We start from the raw sequence: 20,719 nt of genomic DNA, 5'->3' as shown, positions 1-20,719 counted from the left end.
AACCGCCTCGCGTGGCGGTAGCGGCGCACGCAAAAGGCCGGATCGTAGCCGATGGCGCCAGAGCGTTGCCCGCCTTTGCGCATCATCGCTGAATCGGATCCTTTGCCCCATGCAAAGATTAGCGTGACTCATGCCCAGCAGTCCGCCGTGACGCAGCGCTCGCAGGCGAATTGTCCCGCGCTCCAGGAGGCATGATGAAGTCTCACGCTCGGAATCCCAGGCAGCGCGCCGGCCGCGGTCGTGTGCTCACCCTCACCGTCGCCGTCGTGGCGGCCATCGCCGCCGTCTCCGTCTGGCTGACCCAGAGAGACAGCTCAGGCGATCAGTCGGTCTCCGCCAACCTCCCCGCGGCAGCTGCCGGGCCGGCTGCCCGTCAGGCCGGTGGCACAGGCGCGGTCACCGAGTTGGACAAGACCTTCCTCATCAAGGTGCGGCAGGCAGGATTGTGGGAGATACCGGCCGCCCGGCTCGCCCAGACGCACGCATCGAGCGAAGCCATCAAGCGCGCCGGCATGCATGTGCTCGACGGCCACAGCAAGCTCGACCAACTGGTCCGCGAGGACTCCGAGGCGTTGAGCGCGCCGATCCCCGACCAGGCCACTCCCGAGCAGCAAGGCTGGGTCGACCAGCTGAAGGATGTCCGGGGCCGGGCCTTCGACCAGCTCTTCGTCGACCTGCTGCGGGCCTCCCACGGCAAGATCTTCGTCACCATCGGCGAGGTCCGCGCCACCACCAAGAACGCCCTGATACGACGGCTGGCGACCCAGACCAACAACACGGTCCAGGACCACATGGACGTGCTGGAGGACACCGGTCTCGTCACGGACGCGACGCTGGACGATGTCGCCTCCACCATTCCCAAGTGAACGCCTGCGCCACTCCCGGGTGAACGAACCCCACCGGTGACGTCCCCCGTTCCGCCGGCTCAGGCACCATGCTGCGCCGAGGCGTCGGCCCATCCCAGCGGGTGCAGCTCCTGGTCCCGCGCGGGCGGCTCACCGCCCGCCTCGTTGAGAACGGTCAACGCCTTGACGAGAGCCGTGCGCTGACCTGGGGCGAGGCGCGCAACGATCGCGCTGATCTCGGCGCGGCGGCGGCTGGTGACGTCCTCCACGGTGCGATGTCCCTCGTCCGTGAGTCGCAGCAGGGTTTCGCGGCGGTTGTCGGGGTTGGTCTGCCGGTCCGCCAGGCCCGCGGCGATCAGCCGGTCCACCATGCGCATCGCTGTCGAGGGGGCAACCTGCAGGAGTACGGCGAGGTCGACCAACTTGGTGACTCCGCGCGTGGAGAGCACCACCAGCATCCGGAACTGCGGCAGCGTCACCCGCTCCTCGACCGCCGCGAGCGAGCGCGCAGACACCGCGACCAGCAATCGCGATGCCGTGAGCACCGCACGGGTCACCTCGTCCACATCATCCACGTCCGGCACAGGGGATTCACACTCGCTCATTCCCCATTTCTACCGCCCTGGGCACCCCGCGCGCTCACCCGGCCATCCCGCACTGCCATGCACCGGGAGCAGCCGTCACCGGTTCAAGGTCCGACTCGCCCCAGTGCATTTAGACTGTGCAAAAGTTGCATGGTCGAAGGTTCCGCCCCCGGCCTCGCTCCCCGATCACGGCCGAGGGCGGAAGCTTCCAGATCCCGGAAGGCGACGATGACGCACCGGTTCTCGACGCACGGACGCCCGCAACTCCCCACCGGATGGCGACGCTTCCTGGCCCGCCTGCCCATCCGCCTCTACCGCGCGGGCCTCGGCGCGCTCTTCGGCAGGAGACTGCTCCTGTTGCACCACACGGGCCGCCGCACGGGGCTGCGCCGCAGCGTGGTCCTGGAGGTGATCGCGTACGAGCGGAACGGCGACTCGCTCAGCTGGACGATCGCGTCCGGATTCGGCCCCGCCGCGGCCTGGTACCAGAACCTGCTCCACGACCCGCGGGCCACGATCCGGTTCGGCAATCGCCGCTACCCCACCACCGCGTACTTCCTGCCCCCGGAGGACGGTGCCGCCCTGATGGCCGGTTACGCTCCCCGGCACCCGCGGCTCGCCCGCCGACTGTGCTCCTTCATGGGATTCGACGTGGACGGCAGCGAGGCCGCGTTCCGCGAGGCCGGGCGGTCCATCCCGTTCGTACGCCTGGAGGCGAATGCCGCGGAGCACCTCGCGTGATCAGTCGTCGCCACCGCTCACGGCGCGGGAGCTTCGGTCGGCACGGATCGGTCGAGCCGCGGCCCTCGGTTCAGTGGCCGCCGGTGAGTTCGCCGCTGAGCGTCTTGTGGAGGCGGGCGCTGGGCTCGTTCAGCCCGACGATCTCCACGCTCTTGCCGCGCTGTTGGTACTTCGCCTCGATGGCGTCGAGCGCCGCGACGGACGAGGCGTCCCAGATGCGGGAGGCGGTCAGGTCGATGACGACCTTCTCCGGGTCCTCCGCGTATCGGAACTGCGACATCAGGTCGTTGACGGAGGCGAAGAACAGCTCGCCGGTGACGGAGTAGACGACCTGGGTGCCGTCCGGGTCGGTGACCGCGGTGACATGGGCGAGGTGGGCGACACGGCGCGCGAAGACGACCATCGCGCTGACGCTGCCGACGACCACGCCGATGCCCAGGTTGTCGGTGGCCAGCACGACGGCGACGGTGATCACCATGACCGCGGTCTCGCCGACCGGCAGCCGCCTCAGGGTGGCCGGTTTGATGGAGTGCCAGTCGAAGGTACCGACCGACACAAGGATCATCACGGCGACCAGTGCCGCCATCGGGATCCTGGAGACCACCGGGCCCAGGACGATGCACAGGATGAGCAGGAAGAACCCGGCGAGGAAGGTGGAAAGCCTGGTACGCGCCCCGTTCTTGACGTTGATCATCGTCTGGCCGATCATCGCGCAGCCGCCCATGCCGCCGAGGAATCCGGTGACGATGTTGGCGATGCCCTGACCCACGCATTCGCGGGTCTTGTCGGACTGCGTGTCGGTGATCTCGTCGACCAGCTTGGCGGTCATCAACGACTCCATCAGTCCGACGAGGGCCATCGCCAGTGCGTAAGGAGCGATGACGGTCAGGGTGTGGAAGGAGAAGGGGACGTCCGGAAGTCCGGGAACGGGCAGCGAGGAGGGCAGCTTGCCCTTGTCACCCACGGTGGGGACGGCGATGCCGGCCGCCACTGTGACGACCGTCAAAACCGCGATGGACACCAGCGGCGCCGGAACCGTCCTGGTGATGCGGGGAAAGAACACCATGAGTGCCAGACCGGCGATGACCAGGGGATACACCGGCCAGGGAACGTCGAGAAGGTTGGGTATCTGGGCCGTGAACAGCAGGATGCCCAGGGCGTTGACGAAGCCCACCATCACCGACCGCGGCACGAACCGCATCAGTTGGGCCACCCTCAGCACGCCGAGCACGATCTGGAAAACACCGGCCAGGATCACCGTCGCAATCAGGAAGCCGAGGCCGTACTGACGGACCACGGGGGCGACGACCAGGGCCACCGCACCGGTGGAGGCGGAGATCATCGCGGGCCGGCCGCCGACGAAGGCGATCACCATGGCCATGCTGCAGGCCGCGAACAATCCCACCTTGGGATCGACTCCGGCGATGACCGAGAACGAGATCGCCTCGGGAATCAGCGCCAGCCCGACGACCAGACCGGCCAGGGCCTCGGTGCGAAAGACCTTCGGGGACAGCCACGGCGGGCGCGAGCCGGGAATCCAGGAGGCCGGGGAGAGTGCGGAGGTGGACACGGAAGCGGTACCTGTCGTGCTCGGGCACACCTGACATCACCATGCGGCGTGCTGGGGAGCGCAGACGGCCGGGCCGGCAATCTGCGGAGCCCGCGCACGGCGGGCGATGTCACGGGCTGCGCAGGGAACGACCGCGCTCCCGGCATGCTCAAGAGCGATGGGTCACGGCGGGCAGGCGGCAGCGCTGAGCATCAGCGACATGCGTACGCTTCCTCCCGCGGAGATCGGACCTGGTCAGCCGGGCCGACCATCTCATTGCCCAGCAACTCTACCCTAACGTTAGAGTAGGGATGGACGCCCGACCGCCCGGGCGCCTCCGCGCGGGACACGAGGGGTGCACACGTGAGCAGCGAGCACATGCAGATCGGCGAGGTCGCCGTGCGCACCGAACTGTCGCTGCGCACGATCCGGCACTACGAGGAAACCGGGCTGGTCATCCCTTCCGCCCGCTCACAGGGCGGCTTCCGCCTCTACACGGAGGCCGACGTCACGCGTCTGATGGTGATCCGCAGAATGAAGCCGCTCGGTTTCACCCTGGACGAGATGCGCGACCTGCTGCGGGCGACCGACCGGCTCGACTCCGGCGACGAACTGTCGGACGGCGAACGGAACGAAGCCTTGGACCGGGTGCGCGACTTCGAGCGGAGGGCCGCCGAGCGGGTGGCGGATCTGCGCAGGCAACTGGCGCGCGCCGAGGAGTTCGCCGGCACACTGCGCGAGCGCCTCGCCCCGGTGCCCTCCAGCTGATCGCCGCGGGCCGGCGCCCTGCCGCGTCAGGCGTCACCGGTGGCGAGTGCGATGAGGTTCCAGGTCGCGGTTCCGCCCGGGTCGAGGACCCGATGCAGGTGCGCGCCCGGCAGCATCGAGATGCTCGCCGGCCCGCGGGATGCGTGGTCGAAGTCGCCGCAGGCGTTACGTCGTCGCAGGTGGGAGGGTGAGCCCCGCCCGCCTGACCGCTTCCGGCAGGCTCTCGCACCCGAGCAGTCCGGTGACGGAGCGCGTCGTCAGGTCGTGCCAGGCGCCGGCCCCGCGCAGCATCGCGTGGTCGCCGCCCGGCATCGTCAGGGCGTACGCCTCGGCGCCGGCCGTCCGTGCGCGGCCGGCGAACAGGGCCGTTGCCCGCGGGTCGGTGACGCGGTCCCGGTCCCCGTGCAGCAGGACGACGCGCTTGCCCGTCAGATGGTCGACGGGTTCCTCGTCGGGACACCAGGGTGCCAACCCGACGACACCGCCGACGGACGGATGCCGGGCGGCCCGCAGTGCGGCCCGGCCGCCCATGGAGTGCCCCACCAGCACCACGGGCAGCTCGCCGAGGAGCGCGGTGAGGTCGTCGAGGGCACGCTGCGCATCCGCGGCGGCGTCGGCGCGCGTGCCGTTCCAGCCACGGTGGCGGTAGCGCACCGCGCCGAGTGCCACGTTCTCCTCCCGGGTGGCGCGGGCGATCGCCCTGGCGAACGGCACCATCCGCCGCCCCGGCAGGTTCCACCGCGTGGGGGCCTCCAGCCCGTCGGCGCGACCGCCGTGCAGCAGCAGGACGGCCGCCCGCGGTGTTTCCGGTCGTCGGCTCAGCACGAGCGTGGACATCGGCCGGTCCCGTCGCCGGGACCGCGCCGTCGCTTCGTCATCCGTCATCGCACTTCCTTCATCGTCCCCGGATCGCTCGCCGCCGGCCGGCCTCGGTGAGTCGCCGCAGGGCAGCGTGGGCTCCCCTTCGTTCATTCGGAGCGTAGACGGCGGTGGATCGGTCGCGGGAGGGAGCGGGGGGAGGCTTGGTCGGCTCTCTCCCGATGTCACCGACCGCGGTGTTAGCGGTGTGTTAGTGGATCATCAGCGCCGCCGGAGAGTGTGGTTTCCGCGGAACGGAGTGGGCCCCGGGGCCGGGCTCCGGAACGTACACAGGAAGCAACCAGGGGGAATCATGTCGCATCACACCACGCTCCACCTCGGTCGCAAGACCGCAGTGGCCACGCTGATCGCCGCCGCCGCACTCGGGTTCACCGCTTGTCAGGATGCCAAGGCCGATGCGGCGGGTGCTTCGTCGCCACCCTCCGCGGCGGTTTCGTCTGCACACTCGGCGGCGGCTTCTCCGTCTGCGTCTTCCGCTGATCACGGGCACGGGGCCGAGCGGAACGAGCCGCCCGCAGCGCGCCGTTGAAGCACCGGCCGGATCTCGGTTCTTCCGGGCCGGGAAGTGGAGCCGTGTGGCCCGCACGTAGGCTCCTTGCGTGGTCCCTTCTCCCTCCCGCACCATCGGCCTCGTGGCCCTCGTTCTGGCCCCGGTCCTCGCGCTCGGCACAGCGTGTTCCGCCGCCGGCCCGCACCGCGCCGACGGTGACCCGGCATCGCCGTCAGCATCCGCCGGCGGCGCGGGGTCCGGCGCGCCGAGGCAGGTGCGGTTGCCCGCCGCCGACGCGGAGTTCGACTACCAGCTCGACGACCCGTATCCGCCGGCCGGCAAGGTGCGGGCGGTCTCCCGCGACCGCACCGCCGAACCCGCCGATGGCCTCTACAACATCTGCTACGTCAACGCCTTCCAGACGCAGCCCGGAGAGGCCGTCACCTGGTGGGAGAAGCGCCACCCGGACCTGCTCCTGAAGGACGACGGCGGGGACCCGGTCACCGACGAGGACTGGGACGAGCCCTTGCTCGACATCTCCACCCCGGCACGGCGCGCGGCCCTCATGGACATCGTCGGGCCATGGATCGATGGCTGCGCCACAGCGGGGTACGACGCGGTGGAGCCGGACAACCTCGACTCCTACGAGCGGTCCGACGGCAAGCTGACCAGTCGGCATGCCGCCGCCTTCGCCCGGCTGTTGGCCGATCGCGCACACGATCGCCATCTGGCCGTCGCGCAGAAGAACACCTCCGACCTCCTGCCTCAACGCAAGCGGATCGGCTTCGATTTCGCCGTCGTCGAGGAATGCGCCCGCTACCAGGAGTGCGCCGACTTCGACGACGCCTACGACGGCAGGATCTTCGACATCGAGTACGTGTCCAAGGACTTCACCGCCGCCTGCCGGTCCTGGGGGGAGTCCCTGTCCGTCACCTTGCGCGACCGCGACGTGCGGCCCGCCGGCACCGAAGGTCACGTCCGCAAGTCCTGCTGACGGCTACGCCCCCGGCTCACCCGTGCTCTCCCGGGCCTCCAGATGGGGAAGTTCGCCCTGCACGGTGCGCACGGGCCCGCCGTCGAGTACGGCGAGCAGCTCCTGGGCGGCGAGCCGGCCGAAGCCCGGGGTGTCGCGGACGAGCGCGGTCAGCCGGGGGTGGGTGACGCGGCACAGCGCCGAGTCGTCCCAGGCCACGATCGACAGCTCGCCCGGCACGGCGATACCGCGCCCCGCCGCGACCGACGCACCGGCCACCGCCATCACGTCGTTGTCGTAGATGATCGCCGTGGGTGGCGTCGCCGCGTCGAGGATGCGTCGGGTGGCTTCGGCCCCCTCGGCGTCGGAGTAGTCGGTGGTCACCGACCGGACGTGGTCCGGGTCGAGGCCACGCAGATCCGCTTCGGCGCGCAGGGAGCGGATCCGGCGGTCGGTGTGGGCGAGGCCGGGCAGCCCGGCGACGTGTCCGATCCGGCGGTGTCCGAGGCCGTGGAGGTGGTCGAGGATCCGGGCCATGGCCTTGGAGTCGTCGGCCCAGACGGTGGACAGCTGCGGGTGCGTGGTGGCCGGCCGCGGAGCGCCGAGACCGCCGACGACGACCGCGGGAAGCCCGAGGGAGGCGAGGAGTTCGGGCCGCGGGTCCTCGGTACGCGGATCGACGACGAGGACGCCGTCCACGCGTCGTTCGGCCCACCAGCGGCGATAGAGCGCGCATTCGGCGTCGAGGTCCTCCACGACCTGGAAGAGGAGCGCGCTCTTCCGCGCCGAGAGCACCTCCTGGATACCGGAGACGAGTTGGAGGAAGAACGACTCCACGCCGAGTGTCCGCGCGGGGCGGGCGAGCACCAGGCCAGTGCAGCCGGCGCGTTCGCCGGACAGGGCGCGGGCGGCGCTGTTGGCCTGCCAGCCGAGTTCCTCGGCGACGCGGCGTACCCGGGCACGGGTGTCCTGGGAGACACCCGGCCGATCGTTGAGCGCGAAGGAGACGGCGCTCTCCGACACCCCGGCCCGGCGTGCGATGTCCTTGATCGTCGGCCGGCGCGCCGGCTTGCGGCGGGCGGCCTCACCGGGCGCTGTCATGACGGGCTCTCCTCGTGCGGCGGGGCGTACGCATCCCGTGCGGTGGCAGAGCGCGAGCGGGTCCGCCCCGGCCCAACGCCCTAAACCGCATTAGTGCGCTCAGTCTGATCAGCGTGTGGACGCCTGTCAAACGTCCGGGTGAAGAGTTCGAGGAACGGTGGCGTACGGCCTGACCAGCGCGTCGGACGCCTACTGATCGACGTCCGGCGAAGCCGGTGGCGACTAGGGTGTTGACACTCACTAAAACGCATTAGTACCGTCTGCCGCGTCGTCATGCGAGAGCCGTTGAAAGGTGCACTCGGGTGCACTCGGCAAGGACAGGACCGGAATTCGGTCCTATACGTGATTTCCGGGGAACGGCTTCGACATCGCTCCGCGGAACGCAGAATGCACCAGGGCCGACCCGATTTTCCGGTGGCCGGCGCGCAACATCTCCACATGTTTCCGGTTCGAGCAAAGGAGCCCGCCGGCCATGCGCATATCCCGCCGAACAGCAGCCGCCACCGCGGTCCTGATCACCTCGGCGCTCACCCTGTCCGCGTGTGGGGCCTCGGGTGACTCCGGCGGTTCGGACGGCGTCTCGGGCAAGGTCGAGGGGAAGGTCACCTTCCAGACCTGGAACCTCAAGGCCAATTTCAAGGACTATTTCGAGGGTGTCATCGCGGACTTCGAGAAGAAGTATCCGGATGCCGAGGTCACCTGGGTGGACCAGCCTGCCGAGGGTTATCCCGAGAAACTCAGTGCCGACGCCGCAGGCGGGACCCTGCCGGATGTCGTCAACGTCTCCCCCGACCTGGCATATCCGCTGGCGAAAGCCGGTATCGCGCTGGACCTGGAAAAAGCCGCGGGTAAGTATCGCGGCGAGTATCTGGAAGGCGCCTGGAAGAGTCATGAGATGCCGGGGATGAAAGGCGTCTATGCCTTCCCGTGGTATCTGAACACAGGACCCATGTTCTACAACAAGGATCTTTTCCGGCAGGCCGGTCTGGATCCGCGGAAGCCGCCGACCACGTACGACCAGCTCTTCGAGGACGCCGTATCGATGGCGAAGAAGAGCGACCGGCGGATAGCGATGCTCGCGAGCACCCCGTCGATCGAGGATTTCGGACGCTACGGCGTGCGGCTGATGAACACGTCCGGCACGGAGTTCACCTTCAACGAGCCCAAAGGCGTCGAGCTCGTGCAGCACTACAAGGAGCTCTACGCGGCAGGTGCGTTGGACTCGCAGGCGCTCACCGCTCAGGCCGAGTCGGCCGGCCGCAAGTTTCAGCAGCAGTCCGTGGCCATGAACCCGGGCAGCGCACACGACCTGGAGAACTTCAAGAAGGAAGCGCCCGGTCTCCACAAGAACATCGGAATCACGGACGCGGTCAACAACACCGGCAAGGCCAATATGTACGTACAGGGCCTGATGGTGAACGCGCAGAGCAAGGTTAAGCCGGCGGCCGTCGCCTTCGCGCACTTCGTCACCGACGCGAAGAACCAGATGGCGTTCGCCAAGGAAGTGACGATCTTCCCGAGCACCAAGGACTCGCTGAGCGATCCGTACTTCACCAAGGAGGACGGGACCGACGCGACCCGGGTCCGGGTGGCTTCGGCGGCCTCCCTCAAGGATGCGGTGAACTACACGCCGGTGCTGCTCAGCGACCAGATGAAGACCGTGCTGCGCAATGCCGTCGCCAAGGCCGTTCAGGGCGACGAGTCCCCCAAGGCCGCCCTGGACGGTGCGGTCGCCGACTGCAACCGCCTCCTCGCGACGGGCTGAGGCCGGACGCCGTGCAGACCGACACGACACCGCGGAGCGGGCCCGCCGAGGCCCCCGCTCCGTCAGCCGCTCCCCCACCGCCCCGGGCACACCGTCGGCGCCGTGGAATCCGTACCCATCTGCCCTCCAGCCCCTGGCTGTTCCTCGCCCCGGGACTGCTGATCGTCGCCGGATTCAGCCTGTATCCGTTCCTGAGCACCGTGGCGCACTCCTTCACCGACGCGCGCACCCTCACCGAGGGGCAGTTCGTCGGTGGCGCCAACTACCGCGAGCTGATCCACGACGCGATGTTCTGGACCGGCCTGCGCAACAGCCTGCTGTACGTCCTGGGTGTCGTCCCGCTGCTGGTGGTGCTGCCGTTGCTGCTCGCCCTGCTCGTCCAGCGGCACCTGCCCGGGATCACGTTCTTCCGGGCCGCGTTCTACACACCGGTGGTCGCCTCCGTCGTGGTGGTGGGACTGATCTGGGTGTGGCTGCTGGACGACCGCGGGCTGATCAACGCGGTGCTGGAGACCTTCGGTTTCGGCAAGGTCGGATTCCTCAGCGACCCCTGGTTGCTGTTGCTCAGCGCGATGGCGGTCACGGTCTGGAAGGGCCTCGGCTACTACATGATCATTTACCTTGCCGCGCTGGCCGGTGTCCCCCGCGAGCTGCACGAGGCCTGCGCGGTCGACGGCGCGGGGGCGGTACGCCGCTTCCTGACCGTCACCGTGCCCGCGGTGCGCTCCACGATGGTGCTGGTGGCCGCCCTTTCCTCGGTCGGCGCCTTCAAGGTGTTCTCCGAGGTCTATCTGATGGCCGGGCCGACCGGCGGCCCGGGAGGCGCGGACACCACCTTGGTGATGCTCGTGCAGCAGGTCGGTACCGGCCTCAGCGGCCGGGTGGGGTACGCCTCGGCGCTGTCCGTCGTGGTCTTCGCCCTCACCCTCGGCCTCATGCTGCTGGTGCTGCGCGCCAACCGCAAGGAGGACGCATGAGTGCCGCGGCCGCACGCGACCGGGCGGAGCGGCGGAGGATGCCGGCGTGGCAGGTTCTGCTGCGCTATCTGCTGCTGCTCGCCGTGCTGGCGCTGACCGTCGGGCCGTTCCTGTGGCAGCTGTCGACGTCCCTCAAGGGCGCAGGCGAGGACATCTACCGTTACCCGCCCGACCTGATCCCCCAGCACTTCACGCTCGACAACTACGCCGGGGTCGCGGAGATCATTCCGGTCTGGGACTTCGCGCTGAACTCCCTCCGGGTCGCCGCCGCGAACGTGCTGACCAACTGTGTGGGCGCCGCGCTCGCCGGCTACGCGCTGGCCCGGATGCGCTTCAAGGGACGACGCGCCGCGCTGGTCGTCTTCGTCATGGCGATGCTGGTGCCGGTGGAGAGCATCATGATCGCCCAGTTCGTGACGATGCGGGAACTCCAGCTGAACAACACCCTGATCGGGGTGCTGCTGCCCGGCTGTATCGGCGCGATGAACGTCCTGCTGATGCGCAACGCCTTCGCGGGCCTGCCGTACGAGGTGGACGAGGCCGCGTTCGTCGACGGTGCCAACGCCTGGCAGCGGTTCGTCCGGATCGCGCTGCCCTCCGTCAAGGGCACACTCGCCGTCGTCGCCATCTTCGCCTTCATGGGCGCATGGGACGACTTCCTGTGGCCGCTGATCGTGCTGAGCGACCAGTCGAAGTTCACCCTGACCATCGGCCTGAACTTCCTGCACGGCACCTTCGCGGACAACCAGCGGCTCGTCGCGGCCGGCACCATCATCGCCGTGCTGCCGCTGATCGTGATGTTCGCCTGCCTCCAGCGCTACTTCTTCCGGGGTGTGGGCGAGGGTGCCGTCAAGGGCTGACCGAGGCCCCGCACCGCCGTCCGCACCCCGACCGCCCGGCGCCCGAACGTGGCCCTCACCGACAGGAACGCCCATGCCCGTGCAGGACACCGCCCGTCGCCCGCTGCGCTTCGGCGCCAACTACACCCCAACCCAGGGGTGGTTCCATCACTGGCTGGACTTCGATCCGGACGCGGTCCGCGCCGACCTCGACTCCCTCGCCGCCCTCGGTCTCGACCACATCCGCGTCTTCCCCCTCTGGCCGCTCTTCCAGCCCAACCGCACGCTGATCCGGCCGCGTGCCGTGGAGCAGCTGGTGCAGTTGGCGGACGCCGCCGCCGAACGGGGGCTGGACGTCAACGTCGACGGGCTGCAGGGCCATCTGTCGAGTTTCGACTTCCTCCCTGCCTGGACGCGGACCTGGCATCGCCGCAATCTCTTCACCGACCCCGACGTGCTCGCCGGGCAGGAGGAATACCTGCGGACACTGGCCGCCGCGCTTGCCGACCGGCCCAATTTCCTCGGGATGACGCTCGGCAACGAGATCAACCAGTTCTCGGACGGACCGCACCCCGACCCGGACCGGATCACTCGCGGCCAGGCGACGGCATGGCTGGAGCGGATGCTGGCGGCCTGCGAACGCGGTGCGCCCGGACGGATGCATCTGCACGCCGAGTACGACGCGGCGTGGTACCGCGACGGCCATCCGTTCACGCCCGCCCAGGCCGCCCGGCTCGGCGCCGTGACGGCCGTGCACTCCTGGGTGTTCAACGGCACCGCGCAGCGGCACGGTCCTGCCGGCACCGCCACCGAGCACCACGCCGCCTATCTGATCGAGCTGTCCAAGGCGTGGGCGGCCGACCCGCACCGCCCGGTGTGGCTTCAGGAGGTCGGCGCCCCGGCCCCGCACATCCCCGCCGACCGGGCGGCTGACTTCACCGAGGCGACCGTCGTCAACGCCCTGGACTGCCCGGACGTGTGGGGTGTCACGTGGTGGTGTTCGCACGACGTCTCGCGGTCCCTCGCCGACTTCCCCGAGCTGGAGTACGGGCTGGGCCTGCTCGGCAACGACCGCACGCTCAAGCCCGCGGGGAAGGCGATCGCGGCGCTGGTCGAGGAGTGGCGCGGCCGCGAGCACCGGCCATCGGTACGCAGCACCGCGCTGGTCGTCGACGCAGGTGGCGCGGAGGACGCGCCGCGCCGTTCGGTGTGCGCGCCCGGTGGCGCGGTCTTCGAAGCGTGGGCGCAGCTCACCGGAGAGGGCGTGCGACCGGCGCTCGTCCTAGCCGAACTCGCGCAGGACACGGACCACTTGGCGTCCCGCGGGATCACCGAGGTCCGGACCCCGGACGAGGTGCGCCAGGGCCGCCCTTCGGGGCCGGGCACCCCGTAGGAGCCGTCGGTCACCCCCACGTCACCGGCATCCGTCATCGGAGGAGCTCCTCATGGCCCAGCCACCCAGCCGCTGCCCCGCCGCCGTGTGGTGCTCGCCGGGGCGGGCGCGGCGGCCGCCCTGCTCGGCCCGGTGGACGAGCTGTTCACCGCATCGGACCTCGCCCTGACACAGCATCACTGGCAACGCAGCACCGGGCGGTGCCTGTCGCCGCCCGCAACCCTCCCCCGATCCGACGGAGCGACCTTTCATGCATGACGATCGCGCACTGGTCGAAGCCCGCCTCCAGCGTGTGCTGGACGAGCGCATCCGGCCCGCCCTCTATCCCCGATCGGTCCCCCTGGAGGTCGCGGCGTGGGTCGCGCCCGGTGAGCCGGTGCCCGTCGCCGAGGGCCTGGCCGCCCGGCATACTCCCGTCGCGGTGGGGGACGCCTGGGGCGCTCCCTGGGCGACCACCTGGTTCAAGGTGGTCGGGACGGTGCCGGAGGAATGGGCCGGCCGCACCGTGGAGGCGGTGCTCGACCTCGGTTTCGACGAACGGATGCCGGGCTTCCAGTGCGAGGCGCTGGTCCACACGCCCGACGGCACTCCCGTGAAGGCCATCAACCCGCGCAACCAGTGGGTGCGGGTGGGCGCACCGGTCCGGGGCGGCGAGCAGGTCACCTGGCACGTGGAGGCCGCGTCCAACCCCGTCATCCTGGATGTGCATCCCTTCCTGCCGACGCCTTTGGGCGACCCCGAGACCGCGGGCAGCGAGCCGCGCTACCGCCTGGCCCGGATGGACCTGGCGGTGTTCGACACCACGGTCTGGGAACTCATCCAGGACCTCGAGGTGCTCGGCGAGCTGATGGCGGAGCTCCCGGTGGACGCCCCTCGGCGCTGGGAGGTGCTGCGGGCAGTGGGGCGCGCACTGGACGCGATCGACCTCCAGGACGTCAACAGCACCGCGGATGCGGCCCGTTCGCAGCTGCGTGCGGTGCTGGCTTCGCCCGCCGGAGCGTCCGCGCACCGGATCAGCGCGGTGGGGCACGCGCATATCGACTCGGCGTGGCTGTGGCCGCTGCGCGAGACCGTCCGCAAGGTCGCCAGGACGGCATCGAACATGACGGCGCTGCTGGAGGACGAGCCCGAGTTCGTCTTCGCGATGTCGCAGGCCCAGCAGTACGCCTGGCTCAAGGAGCACCGGCCCGAGGTCTACGCCAAGGTCAAGAAGGCCGTCGCTGACGGACGGTTCGTGCCGGCGGGCGGTATGTGGGTGGAGTCGGACACCAACATGCCCGGCTCGGAGGCGATGGCCCGGCAGTTCGTGCACGGCAAGCGGTTCTTCCTGGAGGAGTTCGGCGTCGAGAACGACGAGGCGTGGCTGCCGGACACCTTCGGGTTCGCCGCGGGCCTGCCGCAGATCATCAAGGCCGCGGGCGCGAAGTGGCTGCTGACGCAGAAGATCTCCTGGAGCCAGATCAACGCGTTCCCGCACCACACCTTCCGCTGGGAGGGCATCGACGGGACGCGGATCTTCACCCACTTCCCACCGGTGGACACCTACAACTGTCAGATGGCCGGGCGGGAGATCGCCCATGCGGCACGGAACTTCAAGGACAAGGGGGTGGCGCGGCATTCGCTGGCGCCGACCGGCTGGGGCGACGGCGGGGGCGGCACCACCCGCGAGATGATCGCCAAGGCACGCCGGCTGCGTGACCTGGACGGCTCGCCGATTGTGGTGTGGGAGAAGCCCGCCGAATTCTTCGCCAAGGCCGAGGCGGAGTATCCGCAGGCACCGGTGTGGGTGGGCGAGTTGTATCTGGAACTGCACCGCGCGACGCTCACCAGCCAGGCGAAGACCAAGCGGGGCAACCGCCACAGCGAGCAGTTGCTGCGGGAGGCCGAACTCTGGTCGGCCACGGCAGCCGTGGCGGCCGGGCACCCGTATCCGTACGCCGCGCTCGACCGCATCTGGAAGACGGTGCTCCTGCACCAGTTCCACGACATCCTTCCCGGCTCCTCGATCGCCTGGGTGCACCGCGAGGCGGAGCGGACCTACGAGACGGTGGCCGCGGAACTCGAAGACCTCATCTCCGCCGCGCTCACCGCGCTCGCCGGCAGTGGGGACGCCGAGCTGGTGGCGAACTCGGCGCCGCACACCCGCGAGGGAGTGGCCGCAGGCGCCGTCGCCACCGTGTCGCGGGAGGGCGCGGCGGTACGCGCCGAGGACCGCGAGGGCGGCGGATTCGTGCTCACCAACGGCCTGTTGCGCATCGAGATCGACGACCGCGGTCTGGTCGTCTCCGCGTTGGACCTCACTGCCGAACGGGAGACCGTCGCGCCCGGCGGAGCGGCGAACCTGCTGCAGATCCACCCGGACTTCCCGAACATGTGGGACGCCTGGGACGTCGACGCCTTCTACCGCAACGTCGTGACCGACCTGACCGACGCGGACGAGGTGGCGCTCGGCGAGGTGTCGCAGGGCGCCGCGACGGTATGCGTCGCCCGCTCCTTCGGCGACTCCCGGGTGGTGCAGTCACTGACCCTGGCGCGGGGGCAGCGGCGCCTCGACATCGAAACCGAGGTCGACTGGCACGAGACGGAGAAGTTCCTCAAGGCGGCTTTCCCCTTGGACATCCACGCCGAACGGTATGCAGCGGAGACCCAGTTCGGGCATCTGTACCGGCCCACTCACACCAACACCAGCTGGGAGGCAGCCAAGTTCGAGGCCTGCGCACACAGGTTCGTGCACGTCGAGGAGCCGGGCTGGGGTGTCGCCCTGGTCAACGACGCCACCTACGGCCATGACGTCACCCGCACCGTCCGGGAGGAGGGCGACCGCGGCAGCACCACGACCGTCCGGCTCTCCCTTCTGCGCGCCCCGCGCTTCCCCGACCCGCAGACCGACCAGGGACTGCACCGCTTCCGCTATGCGCTCGCGCCGGGCGCCGCGATCGGCGACGCGGTCCGCGAGGGGCACCGCATCAACCTGCCGGAGCGCCGGATCACCGGAACCGGCGCGGTGGCACCGCTGATCGCCGTCGACAACGACGCGACAGTGGTCACCGCGGTCAAGCTCGCCGACGACGGCAGCGGCGACGTGGTCGTCCGTCTCCACGAGGCGCACGGGGGGCGGGCCAGGGCCGTCCTGACCACGGGCTTCGACCTGGCCGGCGCCGTCACCACCGACCTCCTCGAACGGGCGACGACTGACGGCCCTGCGATCGAGCGGCACGGCAACACCGTACGGATGGCGCTGCGCCCCTTCCAGATCGTTACTCTGCGGCTGTCCGTGGCGGGGACCCGCACGGACAGCTGAAAGGCCGAGGAGGGTGCGGCGTCAGCCGGGGCCCGGTGACCACGAGCGCGCGTCGCGGCAGGTGTCGCGGCGCGCCTCGTTCCGGCGCTCGCGACCGCCACCGCGCCCGGCGTCCTGGCCGCGCGCGGCCTTGTGGCGGGCGTCCTGCGACGGGTCCAGGTCCAGCATGTCCATCAGCAAGGACAGTTCTTCCGCATCCCGCGCCCGGCCGGCCAGCGCCTTCCTGGCAAGCCTTCGCTCCTCGTCACACGGCGTGGAACGCGGCGTGATGTCGTCGGCACTGCGGTGTTCATCGCTCACCGCTGCATTCTCGGCCGGACCGCGGCACCCTGCCCGTCGAGCGGGCCCGCGGGCGCCCGCAGCGGAGTGGGCGCTGATCCGATCGGGTGAGCATGGCGGTCTTCCCGGCCTTCCGCACCGGTGCCCCGCGGCGGAAGCGGGACGGGGCGCCCGTCGCGGTGCGCGGATGCATATCGTGCGACCAGGGGTGATGCTGGGAACTGCGGGGAACCCGGCGAGGAGGATGACCTATGTCCATGATGGACAAGCTCAAGAACATGCTGAAGGGCCACGAGGACCAGACCTCCAAGGGCATCGACAAGGCCGGCGACTTCGCCGACAGCAAGACCGACGACAAATACAAGGGTCAGGTCGACTCGACCCAGGAGAAGCTCCGGAAGCAGTACGGCACACCGGGCGACCAGGACCAGCCGCCGCCGTCCTGACCACGCCGGTCCGCCGGGGGCGATCCGGGCGGGCTCGCCCCGCCCGCCCGTCTCAGCTCGGGCGGACTCCGCGGCGCGGGCGCGGAGCTGTGCCCGACCACTTGAGCCCCCGCCCCGTCATTAGGCTGGGCGGATGACGCGCGAGCCCTTCCAGATCGCCCCCGATGTTTCCCTGCGGCACCCGACACCGCAGGACGCGGACGGCCTCGCGCGGGCCTATCGGCGCAGCCGCGAGCATCTCCGGCCGTGGGAGCCGGACCGGGACGAGTCCTTCTTCACGCCCGCCGGACAGGCCGCGCGACTGCGCATGCAGTTGGCCGAGAAGAGCGCCGGGCGGCTGATGCCTTGGCTCATGGTCCGCGAGAGCCACGAAGCCGCCGTGCCGTCCGGCATCGTCGGAGCCGTCACCCTGACCAACATCACGCTGGGACCCTTGCGGAGCGCCACCGTCGGCTACTGGATCGACGCGAACCACGTCGGCCGCGGGCTCGCCACGGCCGCCTTGAAGGCGGTGTGTAGGGCGGCCGACACAGAACTGGGTCTGCACCGGCTGGAGGCGGGCACCCTGCTGGAGAACGCGGCCTCGCAGCGTGTGCTGGTCAAGTGCGGTTTCGTGCCCTTCGGCGTCGCCGAGAAGTACCTGCACATCCACGGTGCCTGGCGCGACCACCGGCTCTTCCAGAAGATCCTCAACGACCGCCGCCCATGATTGGCGTATGAGCACCTACGCCCCCGGCACGGGCACCTTCGCACGCGACGGCGCCCGCCCCCGTACGGGAGCGGGCGCCGTGGTGGGCGGCGATCACGCCGGGCGGATGTTCTCCGCCTGGGGGCCCTTCTGGCCCTGGGTGACGTCGAAGCTCACCTTCTGGCCCTCCTGCAGCTCACGGAAGCCCTGGGCGTCGATGTTCGAGTAGTGCGCGAAGACGTCGGCGCCGCCGCCGTCCTGCGCGATGAAACCGAAGCCCTTTTCCGCGTTGAACCACTTCACCGTGCCGGTAGCCATACCTGTCTCCTTCGTTCAATGGGCTTGAATCGGCTTCCGCGTACTGCGGAACCCGGAGGTGATCGCCCTGGTCCGGAGAGGCACAGCACAACAAGAACGCCCGTGAATGCGACACGGGCGCCCGGCACTTCGGAACCACGACAGCTGATCAGGACGCTACACCGAGCGACACCCGGCAGTCACCACAACTGCGACAGACGCGTCGCCGTTCACCGGGCGGGCCCGACGCGCCGCCCCCGGTTCCCGAAGCGTTCATACAGTTGTGCGACGGGCGAAGCGCTCCGGTCACACCGGCACCTGCGTGACGCACCCGGCGCCGGCACGGGCGGAGCATCAGATCGGCGGCGCAGGCGGGGCGTTGTGCTGCTTGCGCCGGCGCCACCACAGTGCGACACCGGCGAGGACGGACGCTCCGGCCGCCGCCAGGGACCACACGTACAGCGTGCGCCGCTGGGCGTCCCGCTCTCCTGCCAGTGCCATCCCGGGCGCCGCGTCGGCGTGCTCGGCCTTCTTGCTCAGCACGGCGTGCTGGGACTTGCCCACCGCATCGTCGGCTTCGCGTGGCGGCTCGATGGGGACCGTCTCGGGCAGGGTGCCGACGCCCGCGGCCCGGGGCGCCGCGGCGAATCCCCAGTCCAGCAGCGTGCGCGTCTCCTCGTAGACGGCGTTCTCCGAGCCGGTCTGCGGGTTCATGACGGTGACCAGCAGGGTCCGCCCGTTGCGTTCGGCGGCGGCGACCAGGGTGTTGCCGGCCTGGGTCGTGTAGCCGTTCTTCACCCCGATCAGCCCGGGGTAAGGGACCACGCCGTGCGAGCCGACCAGCAGTCGGTTGGTGTTCTGGATGCCGAAGGCGCGTTCACCCCCGGACTCGGGGAATTTCGCCGTCTTGGTCGAGGCCAGGCGGGCGAAGTCGGGGTTGGCCAGGCCGGCCCGGCCGAAGACGGCCAGGTCGAAGGCGGAGGAGAACTGTCCCTCGCTGTCGAAGCCGTCCGCGGAGCGCACCGTGGTGTCGTTGGCGCCGAGGCGGCGCGCCATCGCACCCATGTCGGCGACGGTCTTGTCCCAGCCGCCGTTCATCGCGGCGAGGGTGCGCACCGCGTCACTGCCCGAGCTGAGGAAGACGCCGCGCCAGAGGTCGGCGACGCTGTAGCGCGCGTCCTCCTTGATGCCGACGAGCGCGCTGCCCGGCAGAATGCCGGCCAGGTCGGCGTCGGTGACGGTGTGCGCGGCCCGCTGCGGGAACTTCGGTAGCACCGTCAACGCGAACAGGGTCTTGAGCGTGCTGGCGGGAGGCAGACGGCGGTGGGCGTCCTTGGCCGCGAGGATTCTTCCGCTCCGCGCGTCCGTCACGGCCCAGGAAAGCGCCGTGACATCGGGTGGACCGGGTACACCCGGTCTGGGGAGGAACTGCACTCCTGGCTGGTGCAGCCGGCTTCCGATGGCGGGGCCCGAGCCGACGCTTCGCGCGTCGTCGATGCCGTGCGGACCATCGGCGACGGCCGGTCCGCACGTGACCAGCAGGCTCGCGGCACAAACCACCATGGCGGTACCGACTCTGACGGGGGGCCAACTTGCTGACGACATGCGTCCACGCTAAAAACGTCCGCGCCCGCGCGCCGGTTGACCTACTCCATCCGGTGTGTCCGCGGTCCCGAGGCCGCCGCCCGGCACCCGGCCGCCCACCCGCACGCGGGCGGCCGGGGCCGTTTCAGGCCGGGCGCGACACGCGCACCCGGGAGACCTGAACAGACATCAGTTACCAGATCTCGTTGACCCATTCGGGGTGGTCGACGAACGGGTTCCTGTTGTGCTGGTACTTGTCGAATATCACCTGGTTGCGGTGCTGCTCGAAGGCGTCCGGCGCATCCTCCTGGCTCCACTGCTTCAGGACGGACAGTTTGCCGATGTTCGGCTTGGATCCGTTGTCGACGTTGTCGTTGGGCTCCAGGTCGGCGAACCCGTCGTCTCCGTCGTAGCGGACGGCCATGTAAAGGATCATGCGGGCGACGTCGCCCTTGACCGCGTCGCGGGGCTCGAAGGAGTCGTCGTCGGTGTAGTTGCCCGGCGCCTCCCCGACCTCCGTGCCGCCGTTGTCGAAGTCCTTGTTGCCGCGGGTGCTGTTGACGGACACGTCCGTCGGGCGCAGGTGATGGATATCGGTGCCCGGTCCGGTGGCGGTGCCGAAATCGCCGTGGGATTTCGCCCAGACGTGCTCGCGGTTCCAGTCGTCCGGATTGCCGCCGTTGGTGTTCTTGCTCTGCGAACGGCCGGTGTAGAGCAGGAGGACGTTCGCGCTGTTGTCCGGGTCCTCGTCGGTCTCCTTCAGGGCGTCCCAGACCTGGTCGTACGACAGTTTCCCGGTCTGGGTGGTGCTGATGATCCGGTGCAGCGAATCCTTCAGCTCCTGCCCGGTCTTGCCGATGGCGTCCTTGTAATACGTGTCGTCGTACGCGCCGACGGACGGCGACGGGTGCTGGGCGGCCGACGCGGCACCTGATCCGGAGTGGGCGGCAGGGGCGGTCGTGGCGGTCGCCGGGATCTGTGCGCCGACGGCGACCAGAATCGTTCCTGCGGCCACGGCCAGCGCGGTCCTGCCTCGACGGGTCACGCGGGTGTTGTCCACGGATGGTGTCCTCTCCCCGAAATGTGGCACTCGGCCGCGAGATGTGGGGCACGGCCGGTACCGGCCGTTGGGTGTACGGCCGCAGGCAGCTTTCCACCGCGGTAATCACCACAGCGTGTACGTCAGGAAACGATTGTGTGTTCACTCCGTGGCGACATCC

Annotated in this window: 19 protein-coding genes; 11 read left to right on the top strand and 8 right to left on the bottom strand. The window is 69.9% G+C overall.

Annotated features, from left to right (window positions below; translation table 11 throughout):
- The first annotated feature begins 194 nt into the window (after positions 1 to 194).
- A complete protein-coding gene (locus ACGFZW_RS32290; RefSeq protein ID WP_393896837.1) occupies positions 195 to 866 on the top strand; it encodes a DUF4142 domain-containing protein in 672 nt (223 codons plus the stop codon).
- A gap of 59 nt (positions 867 to 925) precedes the next feature.
- Here ACGFZW_RS32290 and ACGFZW_RS32285 read toward each other — a convergent pair whose 3' ends face one another.
- Complete coding sequence (locus ACGFZW_RS32285) at positions 926 to 1,450, bottom strand: MarR family winged helix-turn-helix transcriptional regulator (protein WP_393896836.1); 525 nt, start codon at positions 1,448 to 1,450, stop codon at positions 926 to 928.
- Positions 1,451 to 1,657: 207 nt separating this feature from the next.
- Between ACGFZW_RS32285 and ACGFZW_RS32280 the strand changes: the two genes are divergently transcribed.
- Positions 1,658 to 2,170 (top strand): nitroreductase family deazaflavin-dependent oxidoreductase, encoded by a 513-nt coding sequence (locus ACGFZW_RS32280; protein WP_393896835.1) that lies wholly within the window; start codon positions 1,658 to 1,660, stop codon positions 2,168 to 2,170.
- A 70-nt stretch (positions 2,171 to 2,240) separates the two neighbouring features.
- On the opposite strand, the gene ACGFZW_RS32275 is transcribed toward ACGFZW_RS32280, so the two are convergent.
- Positions 2,241 to 3,740, bottom strand: a complete 1,500-nt coding sequence (locus ACGFZW_RS32275; protein ID WP_393896834.1) for a SulP family inorganic anion transporter — start codon at positions 3,738 to 3,740, stop codon at positions 2,241 to 2,243.
- 342 nt (positions 3,741 to 4,082) lie between these two features.
- Between ACGFZW_RS32275 and ACGFZW_RS32270 the strand changes: the two genes are divergently transcribed.
- On the top strand, positions 4,083 to 4,487 hold the full coding sequence (locus tag ACGFZW_RS32270) for a MerR family transcriptional regulator (protein WP_393896833.1): 405 nt from the start codon (positions 4,083 to 4,085) through the stop codon (positions 4,485 to 4,487).
- A gap of 165 nt (positions 4,488 to 4,652) precedes the next feature.
- Here the strand turns inward: ACGFZW_RS32270 and ACGFZW_RS32265 are convergent, their stop codons facing one another.
- Positions 4,653 to 5,372 carry an alpha/beta hydrolase gene (locus ACGFZW_RS32265; protein ID WP_393896832.1) on the bottom strand — a complete coding sequence of 240 codons (720 nt, stop codon included), beginning with the start codon at positions 5,370 to 5,372 and terminating at the stop codon, positions 4,653 to 4,655.
- Positions 5,373 to 5,965: 593 nt separating this feature from the next.
- On the opposite strand from ACGFZW_RS32265, the gene ACGFZW_RS32260 reads away from it, so the two are divergent.
- A complete protein-coding gene (locus ACGFZW_RS32260; protein ID WP_393896831.1) occupies positions 5,966 to 6,850 on the top strand; it encodes an endo alpha-1,4 polygalactosaminidase in 885 nt (294 codons plus the stop codon).
- Positions 6,851 to 6,853: 3 nt separating this feature from the next.
- On the opposite strand, the gene ACGFZW_RS32255 is transcribed toward ACGFZW_RS32260, so the two are convergent.
- Positions 6,854 to 7,930, bottom strand: a complete 1,077-nt coding sequence (locus tag ACGFZW_RS32255; protein WP_393896830.1) for a LacI family DNA-binding transcriptional regulator — start codon at positions 7,928 to 7,930, stop codon at positions 6,854 to 6,856.
- Between the two features lie 472 nt (positions 7,931 to 8,402).
- Between ACGFZW_RS32255 and ACGFZW_RS32250 the strand changes: the two genes are divergently transcribed.
- The 5 genes from ACGFZW_RS32250 to ACGFZW_RS32230 all read left to right on the top strand — a co-directional run bounded on the left by ACGFZW_RS32250 (position 8,403) and on the right by ACGFZW_RS32230 (position 16,205).
- Positions 8,403 to 9,695 (top strand): ABC transporter substrate-binding protein, encoded by a 1,293-nt coding sequence (locus ACGFZW_RS32250; RefSeq protein WP_393896829.1) that lies wholly within the window; start codon positions 8,403 to 8,405, stop codon positions 9,693 to 9,695.
- Between the two features lie 11 nt (positions 9,696 to 9,706).
- Positions 9,707 to 10,672 carry a carbohydrate ABC transporter permease gene (locus tag ACGFZW_RS32245; protein ID WP_393896828.1) on the top strand — a complete coding sequence of 322 codons (966 nt, stop codon included), beginning with the start codon at positions 9,707 to 9,709 and terminating at the stop codon, positions 10,670 to 10,672.
- The gene (locus tag ACGFZW_RS32240) at positions 10,669 to 11,532 is read left to right on the top strand and encodes a carbohydrate ABC transporter permease (RefSeq protein ID WP_393896827.1); all 864 of its coding nucleotides are present in this window, start codon (positions 10,669 to 10,671) and stop codon (positions 11,530 to 11,532) included. The genes ACGFZW_RS32245 and ACGFZW_RS32240 overlap by 4 nt, the downstream gene beginning before the upstream one ends.
- 73 nt (positions 11,533 to 11,605) lie before the next feature.
- A complete protein-coding gene (locus ACGFZW_RS32235; RefSeq protein ID WP_393896826.1) occupies positions 11,606 to 12,904 on the top strand; it encodes a glycosyl hydrolase in 1,299 nt (432 codons plus the stop codon).
- Positions 12,905 to 13,154: 250 nt separating this feature from the next.
- The gene (locus ACGFZW_RS32230; protein ID WP_393896825.1) at positions 13,155 to 16,205 is read left to right on the top strand and encodes an alpha-mannosidase; all 3,051 of its coding nucleotides are present in this window, start codon (positions 13,155 to 13,157) and stop codon (positions 16,203 to 16,205) included.
- 21 nt (positions 16,206 to 16,226) lie between these two features.
- Here ACGFZW_RS32230 and ACGFZW_RS32225 read toward each other — a convergent pair whose 3' ends face one another.
- Positions 16,227 to 16,505 carry a hypothetical protein gene (locus ACGFZW_RS32225; RefSeq protein ID WP_393896824.1) on the bottom strand — a complete coding sequence of 93 codons (279 nt, stop codon included), beginning with the start codon at positions 16,503 to 16,505 and terminating at the stop codon, positions 16,227 to 16,229.
- A 230-nt stretch (positions 16,506 to 16,735) separates the two neighbouring features.
- On the opposite strand from ACGFZW_RS32225, the gene ACGFZW_RS32220 reads away from it, so the two are divergent.
- On the top strand, positions 16,736 to 16,930 hold the full coding sequence (locus ACGFZW_RS32220) for an antitoxin (RefSeq protein WP_393896823.1): 195 nt from the start codon (positions 16,736 to 16,738) through the stop codon (positions 16,928 to 16,930).
- A gap of 133 nt (positions 16,931 to 17,063) precedes the next feature.
- On the top strand, positions 17,064 to 17,639 hold the full coding sequence (locus ACGFZW_RS32215) for a GNAT family N-acetyltransferase (protein ID WP_393896822.1): 576 nt from the start codon (positions 17,064 to 17,066) through the stop codon (positions 17,637 to 17,639).
- Between the two features lie 93 nt (positions 17,640 to 17,732).
- On the opposite strand, the gene ACGFZW_RS32210 is transcribed toward ACGFZW_RS32215, so the two are convergent.
- The 3 genes from ACGFZW_RS32210 to ACGFZW_RS32200 all read right to left on the bottom strand — a co-directional run bounded on the left by ACGFZW_RS32210 (position 17,733) and on the right by ACGFZW_RS32200 (position 20,559).
- Complete coding sequence (locus tag ACGFZW_RS32210; RefSeq protein WP_393896821.1) at positions 17,733 to 17,936, bottom strand: cold-shock protein; 204 nt, start codon at positions 17,934 to 17,936, stop codon at positions 17,733 to 17,735.
- 333 nt (positions 17,937 to 18,269) lie between these two features.
- A complete protein-coding gene (locus tag ACGFZW_RS32205) occupies positions 18,270 to 19,478 on the bottom strand; it encodes a D-alanyl-D-alanine carboxypeptidase family protein (RefSeq protein ID WP_393896820.1) in 1,209 nt (402 codons plus the stop codon).
- Positions 19,479 to 19,692: 214 nt separating this feature from the next.
- Positions 19,693 to 20,559 (bottom strand): endonuclease I family protein, encoded by an 867-nt coding sequence (locus ACGFZW_RS32200; protein WP_393896819.1) that lies wholly within the window; start codon positions 20,557 to 20,559, stop codon positions 19,693 to 19,695.
- Positions 20,560 to 20,719: the final 160 nt, after the last annotated feature.

It is taken from the genome of Streptomyces sp. NPDC048248 (assembly GCF_043201875.1).
Classification (GTDB): Bacteria; Actinomycetota; Actinomycetes; order Streptomycetales; family Streptomycetaceae; genus Streptomyces.
The sequence above is the reverse complement of the archived record's forward strand: the minus strand, read 5'-3'. Positions and strand labels throughout refer to the sequence as shown.